General features: G+C 70.7%; 15 protein-coding genes and 1 tRNA gene. 12 read left to right on the top strand and 4 right to left on the bottom strand.

The annotated features are described in order from the left end of the window. Nucleotides 1–21: 21 nt before the first annotated feature. The 5 genes from ACOJUI_RS13625 (at nt 22) to ACOJUI_RS13605 (ending at nt 5,049) form a co-directional block, all read left to right on the top strand. Nucleotides 22–756: an ABC transporter permease gene (locus ACOJUI_RS13625; protein WP_422115484.1), complete on the top strand. Its 735-nt coding sequence runs from the start codon at nt 22–24 to the stop codon at nt 754–756. Nucleotides 757–853: 97 nt separating this feature from the next. Beyond that, nucleotides 854–2,485: an alpha/beta hydrolase gene (locus ACOJUI_RS13620; RefSeq protein WP_422115483.1), complete on the top strand. Its 1,632-nt coding sequence runs from the start codon at nt 854–856 to the stop codon at nt 2,483–2,485. 98 nt (nt 2,486–2,583) lie between these two features. Then, a tRNA-Thr gene (locus ACOJUI_RS13615) sits at nt 2,584–2,656 on the top strand. 333 nt (nt 2,657–2,989) lie between these two features. Next, nucleotides 2,990–3,466, top strand: coding sequence for a Fur family transcriptional regulator (locus ACOJUI_RS13610; protein WP_422115482.1), 477 nt, complete (start codon nt 2,990–2,992; stop codon nt 3,464–3,466). A gap of 89 nt (nt 3,467–3,555) precedes the next feature. Next, complete coding sequence (locus tag ACOJUI_RS13605) at nt 3,556–5,049, top strand: catalase (RefSeq protein ID WP_422115481.1); 1,494 nt, start codon at nt 3,556–3,558, stop codon at nt 5,047–5,049. Between the two features lie 108 nt (nt 5,050–5,157). Here the strand turns inward: ACOJUI_RS13605 and ACOJUI_RS13600 are convergent, their stop codons facing one another. Both ACOJUI_RS13600 and ACOJUI_RS13595 read right to left on the bottom strand, forming a co-directional pair. Then, nucleotides 5,158–5,541 (bottom strand): universal stress protein, encoded by a 384-nt coding sequence (locus ACOJUI_RS13600; protein WP_422115480.1) that lies wholly within the window; start codon nt 5,539–5,541, stop codon nt 5,158–5,160. 109 nt (nt 5,542–5,650) lie between these two features. Further along, entirely contained in the window at nt 5,651–6,325 is a 675-nt protein-coding gene (locus ACOJUI_RS13595; protein ID WP_422115479.1) for a lysophospholipid acyltransferase family protein, read from the bottom strand. A gap of 255 nt (nt 6,326–6,580) precedes the next feature. On the opposite strand from ACOJUI_RS13595, the gene ACOJUI_RS13590 reads away from it, so the two are divergent. From ACOJUI_RS13590 to nrdE, 4 genes are all read left to right on the top strand, one after another. Beyond that, a complete protein-coding gene (locus ACOJUI_RS13590; protein WP_422115478.1) occupies nt 6,581–8,095 on the top strand; it encodes a Gfo/Idh/MocA family protein in 1,515 nt (504 codons plus the stop codon). Nucleotides 8,096–8,754: 659 nt separating this feature from the next. After that, a complete protein-coding gene (gene nrdH / locus ACOJUI_RS13585; RefSeq protein ID WP_422115477.1) occupies nt 8,755–9,012 on the top strand; it encodes a glutaredoxin-like protein NrdH in 258 nt (85 codons plus the stop codon). 28 nt (nt 9,013–9,040) lie between these two features. After that, entirely contained in the window at nt 9,041–9,439 is a 399-nt protein-coding gene (nrdI, locus tag ACOJUI_RS13580) for a class Ib ribonucleoside-diphosphate reductase assembly flavoprotein NrdI (protein ID WP_422115476.1), read from the top strand. A 5-nt stretch (nt 9,440–9,444) separates the two neighbouring features. Beyond that, the gene (nrdE, locus tag ACOJUI_RS13575; RefSeq protein ID WP_422115475.1) at nt 9,445–11,577 is read left to right on the top strand and encodes a class 1b ribonucleoside-diphosphate reductase subunit alpha; all 2,133 of its coding nucleotides are present in this window, start codon (nt 9,445–9,447) and stop codon (nt 11,575–11,577) included. 96 nt (nt 11,578–11,673) lie between these two features. Here the strand turns inward: nrdE and ACOJUI_RS13570 are convergent, their stop codons facing one another. Both ACOJUI_RS13570 and ACOJUI_RS13565 read right to left on the bottom strand, forming a co-directional pair. Continuing rightward, entirely contained in the window at nt 11,674–12,618 is a 945-nt protein-coding gene (locus ACOJUI_RS13570) for a hypothetical protein (RefSeq protein WP_422115474.1), read from the bottom strand. Between the two features lie 85 nt (nt 12,619–12,703). Next, on the bottom strand, nt 12,704–13,039 hold the full coding sequence (locus tag ACOJUI_RS13565) for a PadR family transcriptional regulator (RefSeq protein ID WP_422115473.1): 336 nt from the start codon (nt 13,037–13,039) through the stop codon (nt 12,704–12,706). A gap of 299 nt (nt 13,040–13,338) precedes the next feature. On the opposite strand from ACOJUI_RS13565, the gene ACOJUI_RS13560 reads away from it, so the two are divergent. From ACOJUI_RS13560 to ACOJUI_RS13550, 3 genes are all read left to right on the top strand, one after another. Continuing rightward, nucleotides 13,339–15,213 (top strand): ribonucleoside triphosphate reductase, encoded by a 1,875-nt coding sequence (locus ACOJUI_RS13560; protein WP_422115472.1) that lies wholly within the window; start codon nt 13,339–13,341, stop codon nt 15,211–15,213. After that, entirely contained in the window at nt 15,210–15,977 is a 768-nt protein-coding gene (locus ACOJUI_RS13555) for an anaerobic ribonucleoside-triphosphate reductase activating protein (RefSeq protein WP_422115471.1), read from the top strand. The genes ACOJUI_RS13560 and ACOJUI_RS13555 overlap by 4 nt, the downstream gene beginning before the upstream one ends. Nucleotides 15,978–16,188: 211 nt before the next feature. Next, the gene (locus ACOJUI_RS13550) at nt 16,189–17,595 is read left to right on the top strand and encodes a GntP family permease (protein WP_422115470.1); all 1,407 of its coding nucleotides are present in this window, start codon (nt 16,189–16,191) and stop codon (nt 17,593–17,595) included. The last annotated feature ends 42 nt before the right edge of the window (nt 17,596–17,637 follow it).

Below are 17,637 nucleotides of genomic sequence, written 5' to 3'. Positions count from 1 at the left end.
GAACCGACACAGGAGTCACCCGTGCGACCCGACATCGACCTGCGCAGCTTCCTCGACACCCGCGCGGCCGCGATCCTGCTGACCCTCTCCCTGCTGGCCCTCGTCGGCGCCGCCGCGCTGGGCGGGCTGATCCAGCCCGTCCTGCTCCCGGCGCAGACCTCCGACCTGGAGCTGACCGTCATCGTGCTCACCCTGCCGCTGAGCCTGATCATCCCCGTGATCACCGTGCTGATGACCGCGGGGGAGTGGTCGGACCGCTCCATCCAGAACACCCTGCTGCAGCGCCCCGGCCGCACCGCGGTGCTGACCTCGAAGGTGATCGCCGCGACCGCGGTGTTCGCGGTGCTGGTGGCGATCTCCCTCGCGCTCGCCGCCGCGGCCACCTGGATCGGCGGTGAGCTGATGGGCGCGGGAGCGGTGTTCTCGAGCATCGACGGGGTGCTGACCACCCAGCTCTCCGTGCTGATCGCGACGCTGCTGTTCTCCCTCGCGATGGGCCTGGCGCTGCAGTCCACCGTCTTCGCCCTGCTGGCCGCGATCGGGGCGCCGTTCGTGATCTCCACCGCCGGCGCGCTCGCGATGGCCTTCGGCTCCGAGACCCTGGCCTCCGTGATCCGGGCCGTGGACCTGCAGGCCGCCGCCGTGGCGCTCGCCGCCGGGGAGGCGGAGGCGCTGGACCTGCTGCCGCTGCTGCTGCTGGTGATCCTGCCGACGGCCGGGGGCATCTGGCGGTGGAACCGCCGCGAGGTGGGATGAGCGCCCCCTCGCCGGAGCGGGCGCGGAGCCTAGGATGGCCGGGTCCCGCGCCCGACCGCGCCGGTCCCGCACTCCTCGTCCGGACAAGGAACCCTGCATGACGCCAGCAGCGCGCCCCCGCCGCCCCCTCGCCCGACTCGCTGCCGCGGCGGCCGCCGCGGCCCTGCTGATCGCGGGCTGCACCGGGCAGGACGGCGCGCCCGACGACGGCGGCGGAGCCGGCGACGACGGCGCGGCCTCCTCCGCCCCCGTCAGCGAGGACGGCCTGGTGCTCGAGGAGCTCGGCACCTCAGCTGCCCAGGACCTGCCCGCGGACCCCGCCGCCGATCCCGCCTACGCCGCCTACTACGCGCAGGACATCGACTGGGGTGCCTGCGAGGGCGTCGAGGCCGAGGATCTGGAGTGCGGGAGCGTCACCGTGCCGCTGATCTGGAACGACCCCGAGGGCGGGGACATCGAGATCGCCGTCGGCCGGCTCGCCGCCTCCGGGGAGCCGATCGGGTCGCTGGTGACCAACCCCGGCGGACCCGGGGGCTCCGGCGTCAACTTCCTGGAGAGCCTGCCGTTCCTGCTCTCGAACGAGATGCGCGGGGCCTACGACGTGGTGGGCTTCGACCCCCGCGGCGTCCAGCGCTCCGCCGGCGTCGAGTGCTTGAGCGACGAGGAGACCGACGAGTACCTCGCCGCCACCGCCGCGCCGGGCACCGCCGAGTTCGCGCAGCTCGCCGAGGAGTGGGGCGCCCGGATCGCCGAGGCCTGCCAGGCGAACTCCGGCGAGGTCCTGCCCTACCTCGACACCTACTCCGCGGCCCGCGACATGGACGTGCTGCGCGCGGCGCTCGGCAGCGAGCAGCTCGACTACCTCGGCTACTCCTACGGCACCTACCTCGGCTCCAGCTACGCCGACCTGTACCCCGAGCGGGTGGGCCGCTTCGTGCTGGACGGGGCCATGGACCCCTCGATCACCATGAACGAGCTCTCCGCCGGACAGGCCGAGGGCTTCGAACGCGCCACCGAGGCGTTCCTCGCCAACTGCCTCGAGGCCGTGGACGGCTGCCCCTTCAAGGGCAGCGCCGACGAGGCCGGCCAGCAGCTGCGCGCCTTCTTCGCCGCGGTCGACGCCGCCCCCCTGGACACCGGCGATCCGCAGCGCCCCCTGACCGGGGCGCTCGCCCGCTCGGCGGTGCTGACGCTGATGTACGAGGACGGGCTCTGGCAGCTCGGGCGCGAGGCCCTCGGCGCCGCGATGAGCGGGGACGGCGAGCAGCTGCTGACCATCAGCGACCTCTCCTCCGAGCGCGCCGAGGACGGCACCTACCGCACCAACGCCGCCTACGCGATCGTCGCCGTGAACTGCCTGGACCATCCCGGCGTCGCCGACGACCAGTGGGTCGAGCAGGAGGCCCAGCGGCTCGCCGAGGAGTTCCCGACCTTCGGTCCGACGCTGGGCGGGGACGGCTGCGCCCACTGGCCGGTGCCGCCGCTGCGGGAGCCGGCGCCGATCGCCGCCGAGGGCGCGGCCCCGATCGTGGTCATCGGCACCACCGGCGACCCCGCCACCCCGTACCGCTGGTCCCAGAGCCTCGCCGAGCAGCTCGCGGACTCGGTGCTGCTGACCTACGAGGGCCACGGCCACACCGCCTACGGACGCTCCGGCGGCTGCATCGAGGAGCAGGTCGACGCCTACTACCTCGAGGGCACCCTGCCCGAGGACGGCCTGACCTGCTGAGCCGAGCGGGCGGGGTGACGGGGATCGCGGCCGCCGGCTTTGCGCTCGCGCTCGCGGGTCCCGTACAGTGAACCGGTCCGCCGCGTGCCGGCGACGACGCCGCCTTAGCTCAGTCGGTAGAGCGATTCACTCGTAATGAATAGGTCAGGAGTTCGATTCTCCTAGGCGGCTCCGCACGCGCAGAAGGCCCCCTTCCCCGGTGACATCCCGGGCAAGGGGGCCTTCGCATGTCGTGGTCGGTTCGCGTCGGCCGCCGCACAGGAAAGTGCCCCCATCCCGCCGTAGAGGGGTGGGGGCGTCCCTTCCCAGGGGCCACCTCGCCGGGGCTTCACGCGGGACGAGCCGGCTCGAGAAGAATACGAGTGCCCAGGAAGTGGAGCCAAGAAGGCTGAACGATCGGTCGGGGCGGAGGCGCCCGACGACCGCCCGCCCGGCCCGACGGGCCTGCCTTCTGGGCAGAGACGCTTTTTTGAAAGAGTCCAGATAGTGCGCTAGGGTGGGGACATGCCGAGCATCGATCACACCTCCGCCCTCCGGGGTGCGGGTCTGCGCGTGACGGCTCCGCGACTGGCCACGCTGGCCGCGGTCGAGGCGCATCCGCATGCCGATGCCGAGGCCATCGCGCAGGTGGTCCGGGAGAGCCTGGGGACCGTGTCCCGCCAGGCGGTCTACGACGTGCTGAACGCCCTCTCCGACGCCGATCTGCTGCGGCGCGTCGCCGTCGGCGGACGCAGCATGCAGTATGAGCTGCACCGGCACGACAACCACCACCACCTGGTCTGCCGTCGCTGCGGCCGTCTCGAGGACGTCCCGTGCGCCGTCGGGGAGGCGCCCTGCCTCATCCCGCACGAGCATCACGGCTTCTCCATCGAGGTCGCCGACGTCGTCTACCGCGGCGTCTGCTCGGACTGCCGCGCGCAGGACGCCGCGACCGCCGACGCCGCCGCGACCGCCGCCCGACCCGCGCCCGACACCGCCTGAGGGCTCCCGCCCCGCGGAGTCGGCGCTCCATCGTGCCCGCTTTTCATGACGGGCTGTCAGAATCCCCCACCCAACCCGAGGAGAACGCATTGACCACTTTCGACCCGTCGATCCCGAGCACCACCGAGTCCGGCGCCCCGCGCGAGTCCGACGCCCACTCGCTCAGCGTCGGCGCCGACGGCCCGCTGCTGCTGCACGACACCGCCCTGGTCGAGAAGCTCGCCCGCTTCGACCGTGAGCGCGTCCCCGAGCGCAACCCCCACGCCAAGGGCTCCGGCGCCTTCGGCGAGCTCGAGATCACCGAGGACGTCTCGCAGTACACCAGGGCGGACCTGTTCCAGCCCGGGCGCAAGACCCCGCTGCTGATGCGCTTCTCCACGGTCGCCGGTGAGCTGGGCTCGCCCGACACCTGGCGCGACGTGCGCGGTTTCGCGATCAAGTTCTACACCCAGCAGGGCAACCTGGACCTGGTCGGCAACAACACCCCGATCTTCTTCCTGCGCGACCCGATGAAGTTCCCCGACTTCATCCACTCCCAGAAGCGCCTGCCGGACTCGGGCCTGCGCTCGAACACCATGCAGTGGGACTTCTGGTCCAACTCGCCGGAGACGGCGCACCAGGTGACCTATCTGATGGGTGACCGCGGCCTGCCCAAGACCTGGCGCCACATGAACGGCTACGGCTCGCACACCTACATGTGGGTCAACGAGTCCGGTGAGAGGTTCTGGATCAAGTACCACTTCCACACCGACCAGGGCATGGAGTTCCTCAGCAACGAGGAGGCCGAGAAGCTGGCCGGCTCGGACAGCGACTACCACCGTCGCGACCTGTTCGACGCGCTCGAGCGGGGCGAGTTCCCGAGCTGGACCATGTCCGTCCAGGTGATCCCGTACGCGGAGGCGAAGGACTACCGCTTCAACATCTTCGACCTCACCAAGACGGTCCCGCACTCCGACTACCCCCTGATCAAGGTCGGCAGGCTGACCCTGAACAAGAACCCGCAGAACCACTACGCGCAGGTCGAGCAGGCCGCCTTCAGCCCCTCGAACGTCGTGCCGGGCACGGGCGTCTCGCCGGACAAGATGCTGCTGGCCCGCGTCTTCTCCTACCCCGATGCGCAGCGCCACCGGATCGGCACCAACTTCAACCAGCTGCCGGTGAACCAGCCGATCGTGCCCATGAACTCCTACAACAAGGAGGGCTTCATGGAGTTCCTGCACAGCGCGGACGCGCCGGTGTACGCGCCGAACTCCTATGGTCGCGCCTACCAGGACGCGCAGGGCCCGGTCGACAACGGCTGGGAGGCCGACGGCGAGCTGGTGCGCTCGGCGTACACCCTGCACGCCGAGGACGGCGACTTCGTCCAGGCCGGCATCCTGGTGCGCGAGGTGTTCGACGACGCCCAGCGCGACCGCTTCGTCGAGACCGTGTCCGGCTCGCTGAGCACGGTCGAGGAGCCGGTGCTGTCCAAGGCCCTGCAGTACTGGAAGAACGTCGACTCCGTGATCGGCGAGCGCATCGAGCTGGCCGTGCACACCTCCAAGGGTGACGAGCAGCCCGGCGGCGATCCGCTGAACGCCTGATCCGCCCGGTGGTGGCGGCTGCGGCCGCCCCCACCGTGCACAGGAGAGGCCCGTCCCCGCTGATCGGGGACGGGCCTCGTGCGGCATCCGGTGGGGCGGACGGCCGGCTCAGACGACCAGGACCTCGCTGTCGGCGGAGATCAGGAGCTTCTGGACGGTCAGGCCCAGCAGGTGACGGGCCAGGTCCTGGTGCCGGCGCACCCCCAGCACCAGCAACTCGGCCTGCTCCTCCTCGACCACCTGCAGCAGCACGTCGGCGATGTCGTCCTCGGTGTGCTCCTGACGGAACTCGACCCGCACCGTGGCCCGGCGCAGCTGGTCGCGGGCGATCTCGAGCTGCTGCTCGTCGGCGTGCCGGGGGTCCTCGGCGACCCCGTCCCGCAGCACGTTGACCACGATCAGCGGGCCCCCGCGCCGCTGCGCCTCCTCATGAGCGGCGTTCAGCGCCTTGAAGCCCACCTCGGTGGGGATGAATCCGACGACGACAGCCATCTGCTCTCCTGGAATGCGTTCCGGGCGGCCGCCGCCCGATCAGCGCGCGGCCTGGCCAGATCCTACTGGTCGATCGTCCGGATGCGGGGGACTGCTGCCGACCGCCCGCTCAGGCCGGGCGCTGGGCGGGGGAGGGGGCTTCGGCCCGGCGCTGCCCCGACAGGCGCTGGATCTCGTCCATGATGCGCGCGTTCATCAGCCGCCGCCGGAGGCCCTTCGAGGCCGCGGGGTCGAGGTCGCTGAAGTCGAGCGGGGCGCCGATGCGGATGGTGATCGCCCCGCGGTGCGGGAGCAGCCGCGAGAACATGTGCTGGGTGTTCTTGAGGCCGACCGGGATCACCGGGCAGCCGGACTCCAGGGCGAGCCATGCGGCGCCCTGCTTGCCGGGATGCAGCAGCCCGTCGGGGGAGCGGGTGCCCTCGGGGTAGATGGCGAAGCCGGCGCCCTCGCGCAGGATGCCGAGCCCGGCCTGGAGCGCCCCCTTGCCGGAGGAGAGGGCCTCCCGATCCACGGGCACGGAGCCCATGGCGGTGAAGAACCACCGCAGGACCCAGCCCTTGGGGCCCTTCTGGGTCCACAGGGTGTCCTTGGCGACGAAGCGGATCATCCGCGGCAGCGCCACCGGCACCAGGAAGCTGTCGATGTTGGAGAGGTGGTTCGAGGCGATGATGAAGCCGCCCTCGGCGGGCACGTTCTCGAGCCCCGTGACCCGGGGGTTCCAGATCGCCCGGATGAAGGGCCGCACGAAGGTGCGGACGCCGAAGTAGAAGCGGCTGTTCGTCACGGGGGCCTCCTGGATGGTCTGGATCGCGCACCACGATATCGCCGCGCCCCCCGCCTCCGCCCCTCGGACCGCGTGACGTGGATCCCCTCCCGGTGCTGGTCGGGGCCCGGATGCGGCCCGGCTCCGGAGCGCGCCGATGTGGTAGAACAGGCGTGCATCCCGCGCCGGTCCGAGGCGCGATGCCGGAGACGGCCCGGCGCCCGCCGCGAACCCGCGCAGCTGCCGCCGCTCTCGTCGAGCCCGAGGAGCCTGTCGATGCCGAAGACCCTGAACATCGCCGTGATCGGTGCCGGAACCATGGCTCAGGCGGTGCACCTGCCGGTGCTGCGTCGGCGCTGGGACCGGTTCACCGTCGCGGCCCTGGTGGACCACTCGCCGCGACGGCGCCGCGAGGCGGCCGAGGTATGGGGCATCGCGGAGGAGCGCCGCTACGACACGGTCGCCGACCTCATCGCCGCGGTGCGGGCCCGGGCGCTCACGCTGGACGGCGCCGTGCTGTCCACCGACGGCCTGCACGTCGAGGACCTGCTCCAGCTCATGCGACGCGGCATCCCGGTGCTGGTCGAGCCGCCGCTGGGCTACTCCGCCGAGGAGATCGCCCAGGTCGCCGACTTCGAGCGGATGACCGGCCGGCGCCTGGTGATGATGGCCCACCCTCAGCAGTACGACGACTCCGTGGCCCGCATGTCCGAGCTGATCGCCACCAAGGATCTGCGGATGATCGACCACGAGGTGCTGATGCCCGCGAGCCAGCCGCTGTTCGGCGGGGCGCACGTGACCACCTCCTCCTACGACCTGCCCTCCGAGATCCGCTCCCAGCGCCGCAAGGATCTGCAGGCCGCGGTGGAGGCGGGCGCGGGCGGCGGCGCCACCCAGCGCGACCGCGACCTCTACGTCAAGGGCCTGCTCACGGGCCTGTCCCACCAGATGGCGGTGATCGAGGCGGCGTACGGCCCCATCTCGAGGGTGAAGGCGACCCGGCACTGGCCGAAGGGCGTCATCCCCGGCTCGATCGAGCTGCTGGCCGAGCTGGACGGCGGGGCGCAGGTGCGCCTGGTGTGGCACTACCTGCCGTTCGCCCCGGAGTACTCCGAGACGGTGAGCGTGCTCTCGGCGCGCCGCCGGATGCGCCTCGAGCTGCCCGCGCCGTCGCACGGGGACAGCCGCTCGAGCGTGTCCCTGCGCGAGAAGAAGGCCGGCGTGGTCCAGGAGACCGCGACCGTGGCCACCAAGGGCTCGGCGGAGCTGATGTGGGAGGCGTTCCACGCGTTCGTCGAGAAGGGCAAGCCGCCCGTCTCCGGCGCGGCCGAGGCCCAGCAGCAGGTGACGCTGCTGCGCGAGGTGCTGTCCTCGATCGTGATCGCCGACGGCCGCAGCCTCGAGGTCGATCCGGCCGACGAGGGCGAGGGGACCGGCGCCGAGGCCGACAGCCCGATCGAGGTCGAGGGCGCCGCGACGGAGCAGGAGACGGAGGCCGCCGAGGCCCCGGCCGAACCGGCGGACGGTCCGGCCGCTGCGCCCGTGCCCGCCGGCGCGGTGGCCGTCCCGGCCGCCGACGGCGCGCCGGAGGAGAGCCTCCGTCGGGCCGAGGTGGCCGACGAGGCGGTCGACGCCTGGAGCCTCCAGCCGGCTCCGGAGGCGGAGCCCACCGCCGGAGCAGGGGAGCCCGGCGCCGGAGCAGGGGAGCCCGGCGCCGGAGCAGGGGAGCCCGGCGTCGAGCCGGCGACCTCCGATCCGTCGCGCTCCGTCCCGGAGGACACTGCTCGCTGAGCGGACGCGCCCGAGCCCGCGTCGCGCCCCGGGTTGACGGGCGCCGATCATCCCCGCCGCGGCGGGTGAGCAGGCGTCGCTCCCACCCGTCTCCGCACGGCCTCGGCGACCGCCCGCGACACTCCGTCCCGGCCCAGACGCCGCGCCCGCGACACGCCGTCGGGGCCCCGTTTGCGCGCCCGCGACACGCCGAGGACGATGCCCGGCGCATCGGCGTCACACCTCACTTCCGACGACTCCGGACGCCCTCCGCGCCGCCCGCCGGAGGCTTCGTCCACCGCCGCCGCGGAGTGTCGGACCCGTCGTCCACACTCGGAGGTGGACGGTTCATGCGGTCACAGGCGTGACCCCACCGCTTCGTCCCCATCCCTCCCGATCCATCCACACTCCATCAACATCTCGATGTGGATGACATAGATGTAGTTCAGTACATCTTGTGGTCGTTCCGCCCGGCCACCACTAGGTGTAGTGTTGACGGTGTCGCAGCGAACCGGGCATCCCGGGGACCGGCGCCGCACCGGGAGCCACCGATGCAGGCCCGGTCGGAGGCTCCGGAGCGCGGCGACAGGGCCCTCGGGCCTCCAGGAACACTCAGCACACTCAGCACCACCCACCGTCATCGCGCCCCGCGGCGCGACGCTCGTGAAAGGCTCCATCCCTTGGACATCACCGTGTACTCCAAGCCCCTCTGCGTGCAGTGCGACGCCACCAAGCGCGCACTGAACAAGGCCGGCGTGGCCTACGAGGTCGTCGACATCACCGAGGATGCCGACGCCCTCGCCCGCATCAAGTCCATGGGGTATGTCCAGGCGCCCGTCGTCATCACGGAGCAGGACCACTGGTCCGGCTTCCGTCCCGACAAGATCAAGGCGATGGTGGCCGGAGCGGGCGCGCAGCGCCAGGCCACCGCCGTCTGATCGGCCGCGCGATCAGGAGTCCGTCGGCGTGACGAACCTCGTCTACTTCTCCTCGGTCTCGGGCAACACCAAGCGCTTCGTCGAGAAGCTGGGGATCCCCGCTCGGCGGATCCCCCTGTACCCCCAGGAGGAGCCCCTCGTCGTCGACGAGGAGTTCGTCCTGGTGGTCCCGACCTACGGCGGGGGCAACGGCCGCGGCGCCGTGCCCAAGCAGGTCATCAAGTTCCTCAACGACGAACGCAACCGGACGCACATCCGCGGCGTGATCGGTGCGGGGAACACCAACTTCGGGGAGGCCTTCTGCTTGGCCGGGGACATCATCTCCGCCAAGTGCCAGGTCCCCCACATGTACAAGTTCGAACTGTTCGGAACTCCGCGTGACGTCATGCGGGTCCACGATGGATTGGAAGAGTTTTGGCGACACTGACCGAGATGCCCCCGGTCGAGCACAACAGGAAGCTCGACTATCACGCGCTGAACGCGATGCTCAACCTGTACGGCCCCGACGGGCGGATCCAGTTCGAGAAGGACCGCGAGGCCGCGCGGGAGTACTTCCTCCAGCACGTGAACCCCAACACCGTCTTCTTCCACTCGCTGCGGGAGAAGATCGACTACCTCATCGAGAACGAGTACTACGAGGCCGCGGTCATCGAGCAGTACGACTTCTCGTTCGTCGAGTCGCTCTCGGAGCAGGCCTTCGCCAAGAAGTTCCGGTTCCCGACCTTCCTGGGCGCCTTCAAGTACTACACCTCGTACACGCTGAAGACGTTCGACGGCAAGCGGTACCTGGAGCGCTTCGAGGATCGCGTGGTGATGGTCGCGCTGACCCTGGCCCGCGGCGACGAGGAGCTGGCCCGGAACCTGGTCGACGAGATCCTCGACGGCCGCTTCCAGCCCGCCACCCCCACCTTCCTCAACGCCGGCAAGGCGCAGCGCGGCGAGCTCGTCAGCTGCTTCCTGCTGCGCATCGAGGACAACATGGAGTCGATCGGGCGCTCCATCAACTCCGCGCTGCAGCTGTCCAAGCGCGGCGGCGGCGTGGCGCTGCTGCTGAGCAACCTGCGCGAGTACGGCGCACCGATCAAGCACATCGAGAACCAGTCCAGCGGCGTGATCCCGGTGATGAAGCTGCTCGAGGACTCCTTCTCCTACGCCAACCAGCTCGGTGCCCGGCAGGGCGCGGGGGCGGTGTACCTCAACGCCCACCACCCCGACATCCTGCGCTTCCTGGACACCAAGCGCGAGAACGCCGACGAGAAGATCCGCATCAAGACCCTCTCCCTCGGCGTGGTCATCCCCGACATCACCTTCGATCTCGCCAAGAAGAACGAGCCGATGTACCTGTTCTCCCCGTACGACGTGGAGCGCGAGTACGGCAAGCCGTTCGCCGAGGTGAACATCTCCGACACCTACCGCGAGATGGTCGACAACCCGCGCATCGCCAAGAAGAAGATCAAGGCGCGCGACTTCTTCCAGGTCCTGGCGGAGATCCAGTTCGAGTCCGGCTACCCGTACATCATGTTCGAGGACACCGTGAACCGGGCGAACCCGATCGCCGGCAAGGTCACCCACTCGAACCTGTGCTCCGAGATCCTGCAGGTCTCGACGCCGTCGACGATGAACACCGACCTCTCCTACGACGAGCTGGGCCGGGACATCTCCTGCAACCTGGGCTCGATGAACATCGCCAAGGCGATGGACTCCCCGGACTTCGCGCAGACCATCGCCACCGCGATCCGCGGCCTGACCGCGGTCTCGGACACCTCCGACATCGAGTCGGTGCCGACGATCGCCGAGGGCAACCGCAAGTCCCACGCGATCGGCCTGGGGCAGATGAACCTGCACGGCTACCTGGCGCGGGAGCGGATCTTCTACGGCTCCGACGAGGGCCTGGACTTCACCAACATGTACTTCTACTCGGTGACCTACCACGCCATCAAGGCGTCGATGGAGATCGCGAAGGAGCGCGGCGAGCGCTTCTACGACTTCGAGAACTCCACCTACGGCACCGGCGCGTACTTCGACAAGTACATCGACCGGGTCTGGGAGCCGAGGACCGAGAAGGTGCGCGGCCTGTTCGCGGACTCCTCCGCCCACCTGCCCACGCAGGAGGACTGGAAGCAGCTGCGCGACGACGTCGCCCGCTACGGCATGTACAACGCCTACCTGCAGGCGGTGCCGCCCACCGGCTCGATCTCGTACATCAACAACTCCACGAGCTCGATCCACCCGATCGCCTCGAAGATCGAGATCCGCAAGGAGGGGAAGATCGGGCGGGTGTACTACCCGGCCCCGTACCTGACCAACGACAACCTCGAGTACTACGAGGACGCGTACGAGATCGGCTACGAGAAGATCGTCGACACCTACGCCGAGGCCACCCAGCACGTGGACCAGGGCCTGTCGCTGACGCTGTTCTTCAAGGACACCGCCACCACGCGCGACATCAACAAGGCCCAGATCTACGCCTGGCGCAAGGGCATCAAGACCCTCTACTACATCCGCCTGCGGCAGATGGCCATCGAGGGCACCGAGGTCGAGGGCTGCGTGAGCTGCATGCTCTGAGCCCCGCTCAGCACGGGAGCCGGGGCCCGCACGAGGAGAGATCCTCGTGCGGGCCCCGGCTCCTTCGTCGTGCGGCGCGCTCGGCCGGCGACCGGCTCAGGCCCGACGGGCGCTGGGCCGCGTGCGGGCGTCCTGCTCGTCGGTGCGCAGGGCGGCGCTGAGGCTGAACAGCCCGGCGTAGAGCACGCCGGCGATCGGCCACACCACCCAGGTGACGTCCCAGTCGCCGGACAGGAAGCTCCAGCCCAGGTAGATCGCGGTCGCGACGGGCCAGTAGATCGCCGCGACCATCCGGACGGCCGGGTTGGGACTGGCCTCCGGGCCCTCCTCCTCGTCCTCCTCCTGCAGCAGCTCGCCGCTGGCGGAGTCCGACCAGCCGGCCCGCGTCATGATCGCGAGGCCGAGCGCGACCATCGCCAGGGTCAGGCTGACCCCGTACAGCGGGGAGAGGGAGTCCTCGCCCGCGAGGAGGGCGGAGAGCACCGTGGGCAGGGCGCACAGGATCCACAGCATGATCGCGATCGCGCCGGCGTAGGTCACCGTGCGACGGTGCTCGCGCCGGACCTCCTGGGCGTAGGCGCGCACCGGCGCGGTGAGGGTGAACTCGCCCTCGCTGATGTCCTCGTACTCGCTCAGCCGCGCATCGCGCGCCATCAGCAGCAGGACGCCGAGGGCGACCAGCACCAGCACCGCGGCGATGCCCGCCCCGAGCGCCCAGGCCGCCGGCTCGCCCTGCGGGAGCTCGGAGGTGGCGGCGATCAGCAGCAGCAGCGGCGCCGCGCAGAGCACGAACAGCGGCAGCGCGGTGGCCGGCAGCCACTGGGAGCGGCGGACGGCCTCGACGTAGGCGCGGGCGCGGTCGAGCGCGAGCGGGGGAGCGGCCGGGAGCGGGTCGACGCTCGGGGTGCGCCCCAGCTCGGTGTCGATGCCGAGCACCGGCGCGGCCTCCTCGAGGGTGCCGAACTCGGCGATCACCCGGCCGACGGCCTGGGACTCGGTGAGTCCGTCGTCGAGCAGGCCCTGCAGCTTGTCCTCCATCATGGCGCGCAGCTCCTGGCGCGCCGCGCGCAGGCGGGGGAGTCGGGGTACGGGGAGAAGAGGGTGTCGAGGTAGGAGTCGATGACGTTCACGATGCGTCCGTTCTTTCCGCGAAGTGGTCGACGAGCTCTCGGGTGCTGCGCCATTCGGCGCGTTTGCGGTCGAGCTGGTCGTGTCCGTCCGGTGTCAGCTGGTAGTAGGTGCGCGGCTTGCCCGTGGGGGAGAGGTCCTCGAAGCTGCGCAGGAGGCCCTGGGACTCCAGGCGCTTGACGGCGGTGTAGAGGGTGGTCTGCTTGATCGCGTACTCCCCGCGAGAGCGGTCGGTGATGGTCCTGGAGATCTCGTAGGCGTACGAGGGGTGGGGCTCGAGGATCGAGAGCAGGATCAGGTCGATATGGCCGCGGATGGCATCGGCTCCGATCATCGGCGGCCCCTGTTCCTTCGTCGGTGTCGTTCATGCACGCCTAACGTACTACGGCTGACGTAGTACGACAAGAATTTTCTCGGGCGGGACGATGGTCCCGGCCGGGCCGGGCCCGACGGCCTCCGCGACCACTATGGGTGGTGTCGGCGGCGTGTTGCGACCACTAGATGTTGTGGCCTGTCTCTAGCGTGGGCCTACCTGCGGACCGCTCCGCAGGTGCCCGGATCCCTCCGACCTCCCGTCTCCCTGGCCGCGGGGGAGCTCCGCGCAGCAGTCCCACCCGTTCCGAGAGGCAGACCATGACCACCCCATCCCGCCAGCAGCCCGCAGCGACCGGGCGCCGCGGACGCACCCTGATCGACCCCGTCTCCACCCTCACCGAGTACCTCGACCGCTCCGACTGGCGGGTCAACGCCAACGCCAACCAGGGGTACTCGGTCGGTGGGCTGATCCTGAACTCGGCCGGCAAGATGATCGCCACCTACTGGCTCGACGAGGTCTTCAGCGCGGAGGCGGGGCGCGCGCACCGCGAGGGCGACCTCCACATCCACGACCTCGACATGCTCACCGGGTACTGCGCCGGGTGGTCGCTGCGGCGGCTGCTCGAGGAGGGCTTCAACGGCGTCCCCGGGGCGATCGCCTCGCGGCCCCCGCGCCACTTCTCCTCGGCCTGCGGGCAGATCGTGAACTTCCTGGGGACGCTGCAGAACGAATGGGCCGGAGCCCAGGCCTTCAGCTCCTTCGACACCTGCATGGCGCCGTACGTGCGACGCGATGCGATGACCTACGAGCAGGTGCGCCAGTGCATGCAGGAGCTCATCTACGACCTCAACGTGCCCAGCCGGTGGGGGTCCCAGTGCCCCTTCACCAACCTCACCTTCGACTGGACCTGCCCCGAGGACCTGCGCGAGCAGCGGCCGATCGTCGGCGAGGAGCTCTGCGACTTCACCTACGGCGACCTCCAGGCCGAGATGGACCTGATCAACCGCGCCTACATCGACGTGATGGCCGAGGGGGACGCCGACGGCCGCGCCTTCACCTTCCCCATCCCCACCTACAACATCACCGAGGACTTCGACTGGGACGGGGAGAACACCCAGCGACTGTTCGCCATGACCGCGAAGTACGGGCTGCCCTACTTCCAGAACTTCCTGAACTCCGACCTCGACCCGGGCATGATCCGCTCGATGTGCTGCCGTCTGCAGCTGGACCTGCGGGAGCTGCTCAAGCGCGGCAACGGTCTGTTCGGCTCCGCCGAGCTCACCGGCTCCATCGGCGTGGTCACCGTGAACATGGCCCGGCTCGGGTACCTCTGGGCAGGCGACGAGCAGGCGCTGCTGGCCGAGCTGGACCGCCTGCTCGAGCTCGGCCGGGACACCCTGGAGCGGCGCCGCGCCACGGTGCAGGGCCTCATCGACGGCGGGCTGTACCCGTACACCCGCCGCTACCTGGGCCGCCTCGACAACCACTTCTCGACCCTCGGCGTGAACGGCATGAACGAGATGGTCCGCAACTTCACCCACGACCGGCACGACCTGCGGGACGAGGCGGGGCAGCGGCTGTGCCTGCGCATCCTCGACCACGTGCGCGAGCGGATGGTCGAGTTCCAGGAGGCCACCGGCACCCTGTTCAACCTCGAGGCGACCCCGGCCGAGGGCGCCACCTATCGCTTCGCGAAGGAGGACCGCGCCCGCTTCGCCGGCATCATCACCGCCGGGACCGCGCAGAACCCGTACTACACGAACTCCTCGCAGATCCCGGTCGGAACCACCGCGGATCCCTTCGAGGCCCTCGAGCTGCAGGAGGAGCTGCAGAGCCGGTACACCGGCGGGACCGTGCTGCACCTGTACATGGACGAGGCGATGAGCTCGGCCACCGCCTGCCGGGAGCTGGTGCGCCGGGCGCTGACCCGGTTCCGGCTGCCCTACCTCACCGTGACGCCGACGTTCTCCATCTGCCCCACCCACGGCTACCTCACCGGTGAGCACCTCGAGTGCGCACGGTGCGGGCAGGTCTGCGAGGTCTGGACCCGGGTGATGGGCTACTTCCGGCCGGTGAGCTCCTTCAACATCGGCAAGCAGGGCGAGCACGCCGAGCGCACCTTCTTCACCGAGCAGGCGGCAGGGCTCAGCCCGACCGTGATCCCCGCGCCCGCGACCGTGGCCGCGCCGTGACCGCCGCCGCGGGCGCCCCGGCAGCGGAGCTGCGGATCGCCGGACTGGTGCCGCTGTCCAGCGTCGACTGGCCCGATCACCTGGTGGCGACCGTCTTCTGCCAGGGCTGCCCGTGGCGCTGCACCTACTGCCACAACCCCGCGATCCTCGACCCGACGGCTCCCGGCGCCGTCCGGTGGACGCAGCTGGAGGCGCTCCTGAGCCGCCGTCGCGGCCTGCTGGACGGGGTGGTGTTCAGCGGCGGGGAGGCCACCTCCCAGCACGCCCTGGTGGCCGCGGCCCGGGCGGTGCGCGAAGCCGGGTTCGGCGTCGGACTGCACACCGGCGGCGCGTTCCCCGCGCGGCTGCGCACCCTGCTCGGTCTCGACGCCGCCGGCCGCTGCGTCGGGGATCCGCTGATCGACTGGGTCGGCTTCGACGTCAAGGCCGCTCCCGCCGGGTATGCGGCTCTGGTCGGCCGGGCCGGCGCCGCCGAGAGGGCGGAGCGGTCGCTGAGGATGCTGCTGGTCTCCGGCGTGGACCATGAGCTGCGGATGACCGTCACCCCCGCGCTCCAGGCGCAGGTGCCGGCCGTGCTGCGCCTGGTGAGCGAGGAGGGAGGGCGCTCGCTGGTGCTGCAGCGGGCGCGGGCCGACGGGACCGGGACCGCCTTCGCCGCACAGCTCGCGCAGGTCCCGGACTGGGCGGAGCGCTTCGAGAGCACGGCCGCCGCTGCCGAAAGGCTGGGCTCCGAGCTGGGCGTGCGCGTCACGGTGCGGCCGTGAGCGGGATCGGCCCCGCTCGTGCCCACGGCTCACGTCGCAGGGTGCGCGGCACCCCACGGGTGCGGCCGATCACCTAGCATCGCAGTGCACGGTCGGCCCGCCGACCATCTGCGGCTCGAGCGCACGCACGGGCGGGGCGATCACGACCGGCCGGGAGCCGTCGGGCGCAGCGGGCCACAGGACCGCCTCTCGTCCCCGATAGGAGCTCGTCATGGAAGACCTCGCCCTCAGCTGGGATCTCGGCACGGCGGGACTGCTGATACTGGCAGCCTCGTCCGTCGCCGTGCTCCTCATCCTCATCATGGCGTTCAAGGTGCACGCCTTCCTGGCGCTGATGATCACCAGCGTCGGCACCGCGCTCGCCGCCGGCATCCCGCCGAACCAGCTGCTGGACGCGCTCGCCTTCGGGTTCAACTCCACGCTCGGCAACGTGATGCTGCTGGTCGCGCTCGGCGCCATGCTCGGGCGCATGATCGAGACCTCCGGCGGCGCCAAGATCCTGGCCGACCGCATGATCGCGCTGGTGGGGGAGAAGCGGGCCAGCCTCGGGCTGTCCCTGGCCAGCCTGCTGATGGGCTTCCCGATCTTCTTCGACGCCGGGCTGGTGGTGATGATGCCGATCATCTACGCCGTCGCCCGGCGCGTGGGCGGCTCCTTCCTGGCCATCGCCCTGCCCGCCGCGGTCGCGTTCAGCGCGATGCACATCTTCGCCCCGCCGCACCCCGGCCCCGTGGCCGCCTCCACCATCGTCGGCGCGGACATCGGCCTGGTGATGATCGTCGGCCTCGTCTTCGCGGTCATCATCTGGGCGCTGGTGGGCGTGCTGCTGGCCCCCTGGCTGGGTCGCCGCTTCGACGTCGCGATCCCCACCCTGCTCGGCGGCGAGCAGGAGGAGACCGGCTTCGAGTCGAACCCCAAGGTGGGCACGATCATCGCCCTGCTCGGCCTGCCGCTGGTGCTGATCCTGCTCAACACCGGGCTCAACACCCTCGGCGCCACCCGTCCGGAGCCCGACGCGTTCCTGGACTCGGGCTGGGTCTCCAGCCTCCGCGTGGTCGGGGAGACCCCGATCGCGCTGCTGATCACGGTGATCGTGTCGATGTTCGTGCTCGGCTGGGGCGCCGGCAAGAAGGGCACCCTGATCGAGAAGATCACCGACTCCGCGCTCGGCCCGATCGCCTCGGTGGTGCTGATCACCGGCGCCGGCGGCATGTTCGGCGGCGTGCTGCGCGTGACCGGGATCGGCGATGCCGTGGCCGGCTCGCTGAACGACATCGGCCTGCCGGTGCTCGTCGCCGCCTTCCTCGTCGCCCAGATCGTGCGCCTCGCGCAGGGCTCCGCCACGGTAGCCCTGACCACCGCGGCCTCGCTGATGGTCGGCGTGATCGCCGCGAGCGACTTCAGCCCGCTGCAGGTGGTGGCCATCGTGATGGCCATGTCGGCCGGATCGGTGGGCTTCTCCCACGTCAACGACTCCGGCTTCTGGCTGGTCAGCCGGTTCTTCGGGATGGACATGAAGCAGACCCTCGGCACCTGGACCCTGCTCCAGGGCGCGATGGCGATCGTCGGCTTCGTGCTGTCCTACCTCCTGTTCGGCCTGGCCTCGGTCATCGGCTGAGAGAGGTCCGCCCCGCGGGGCGGACCGCATGAGCGAGAGGGT

This window comes from Brachybacterium sp. UNK5269, assembly GCF_049266655.1.
Lineage (GTDB): Bacteria > Actinomycetota > Actinomycetes > Actinomycetales > Dermabacteraceae > Brachybacterium.
The sequence above is the reverse complement of the archived record's forward strand: the minus strand, read 5'-3'. Positions and strand labels throughout refer to the sequence as shown.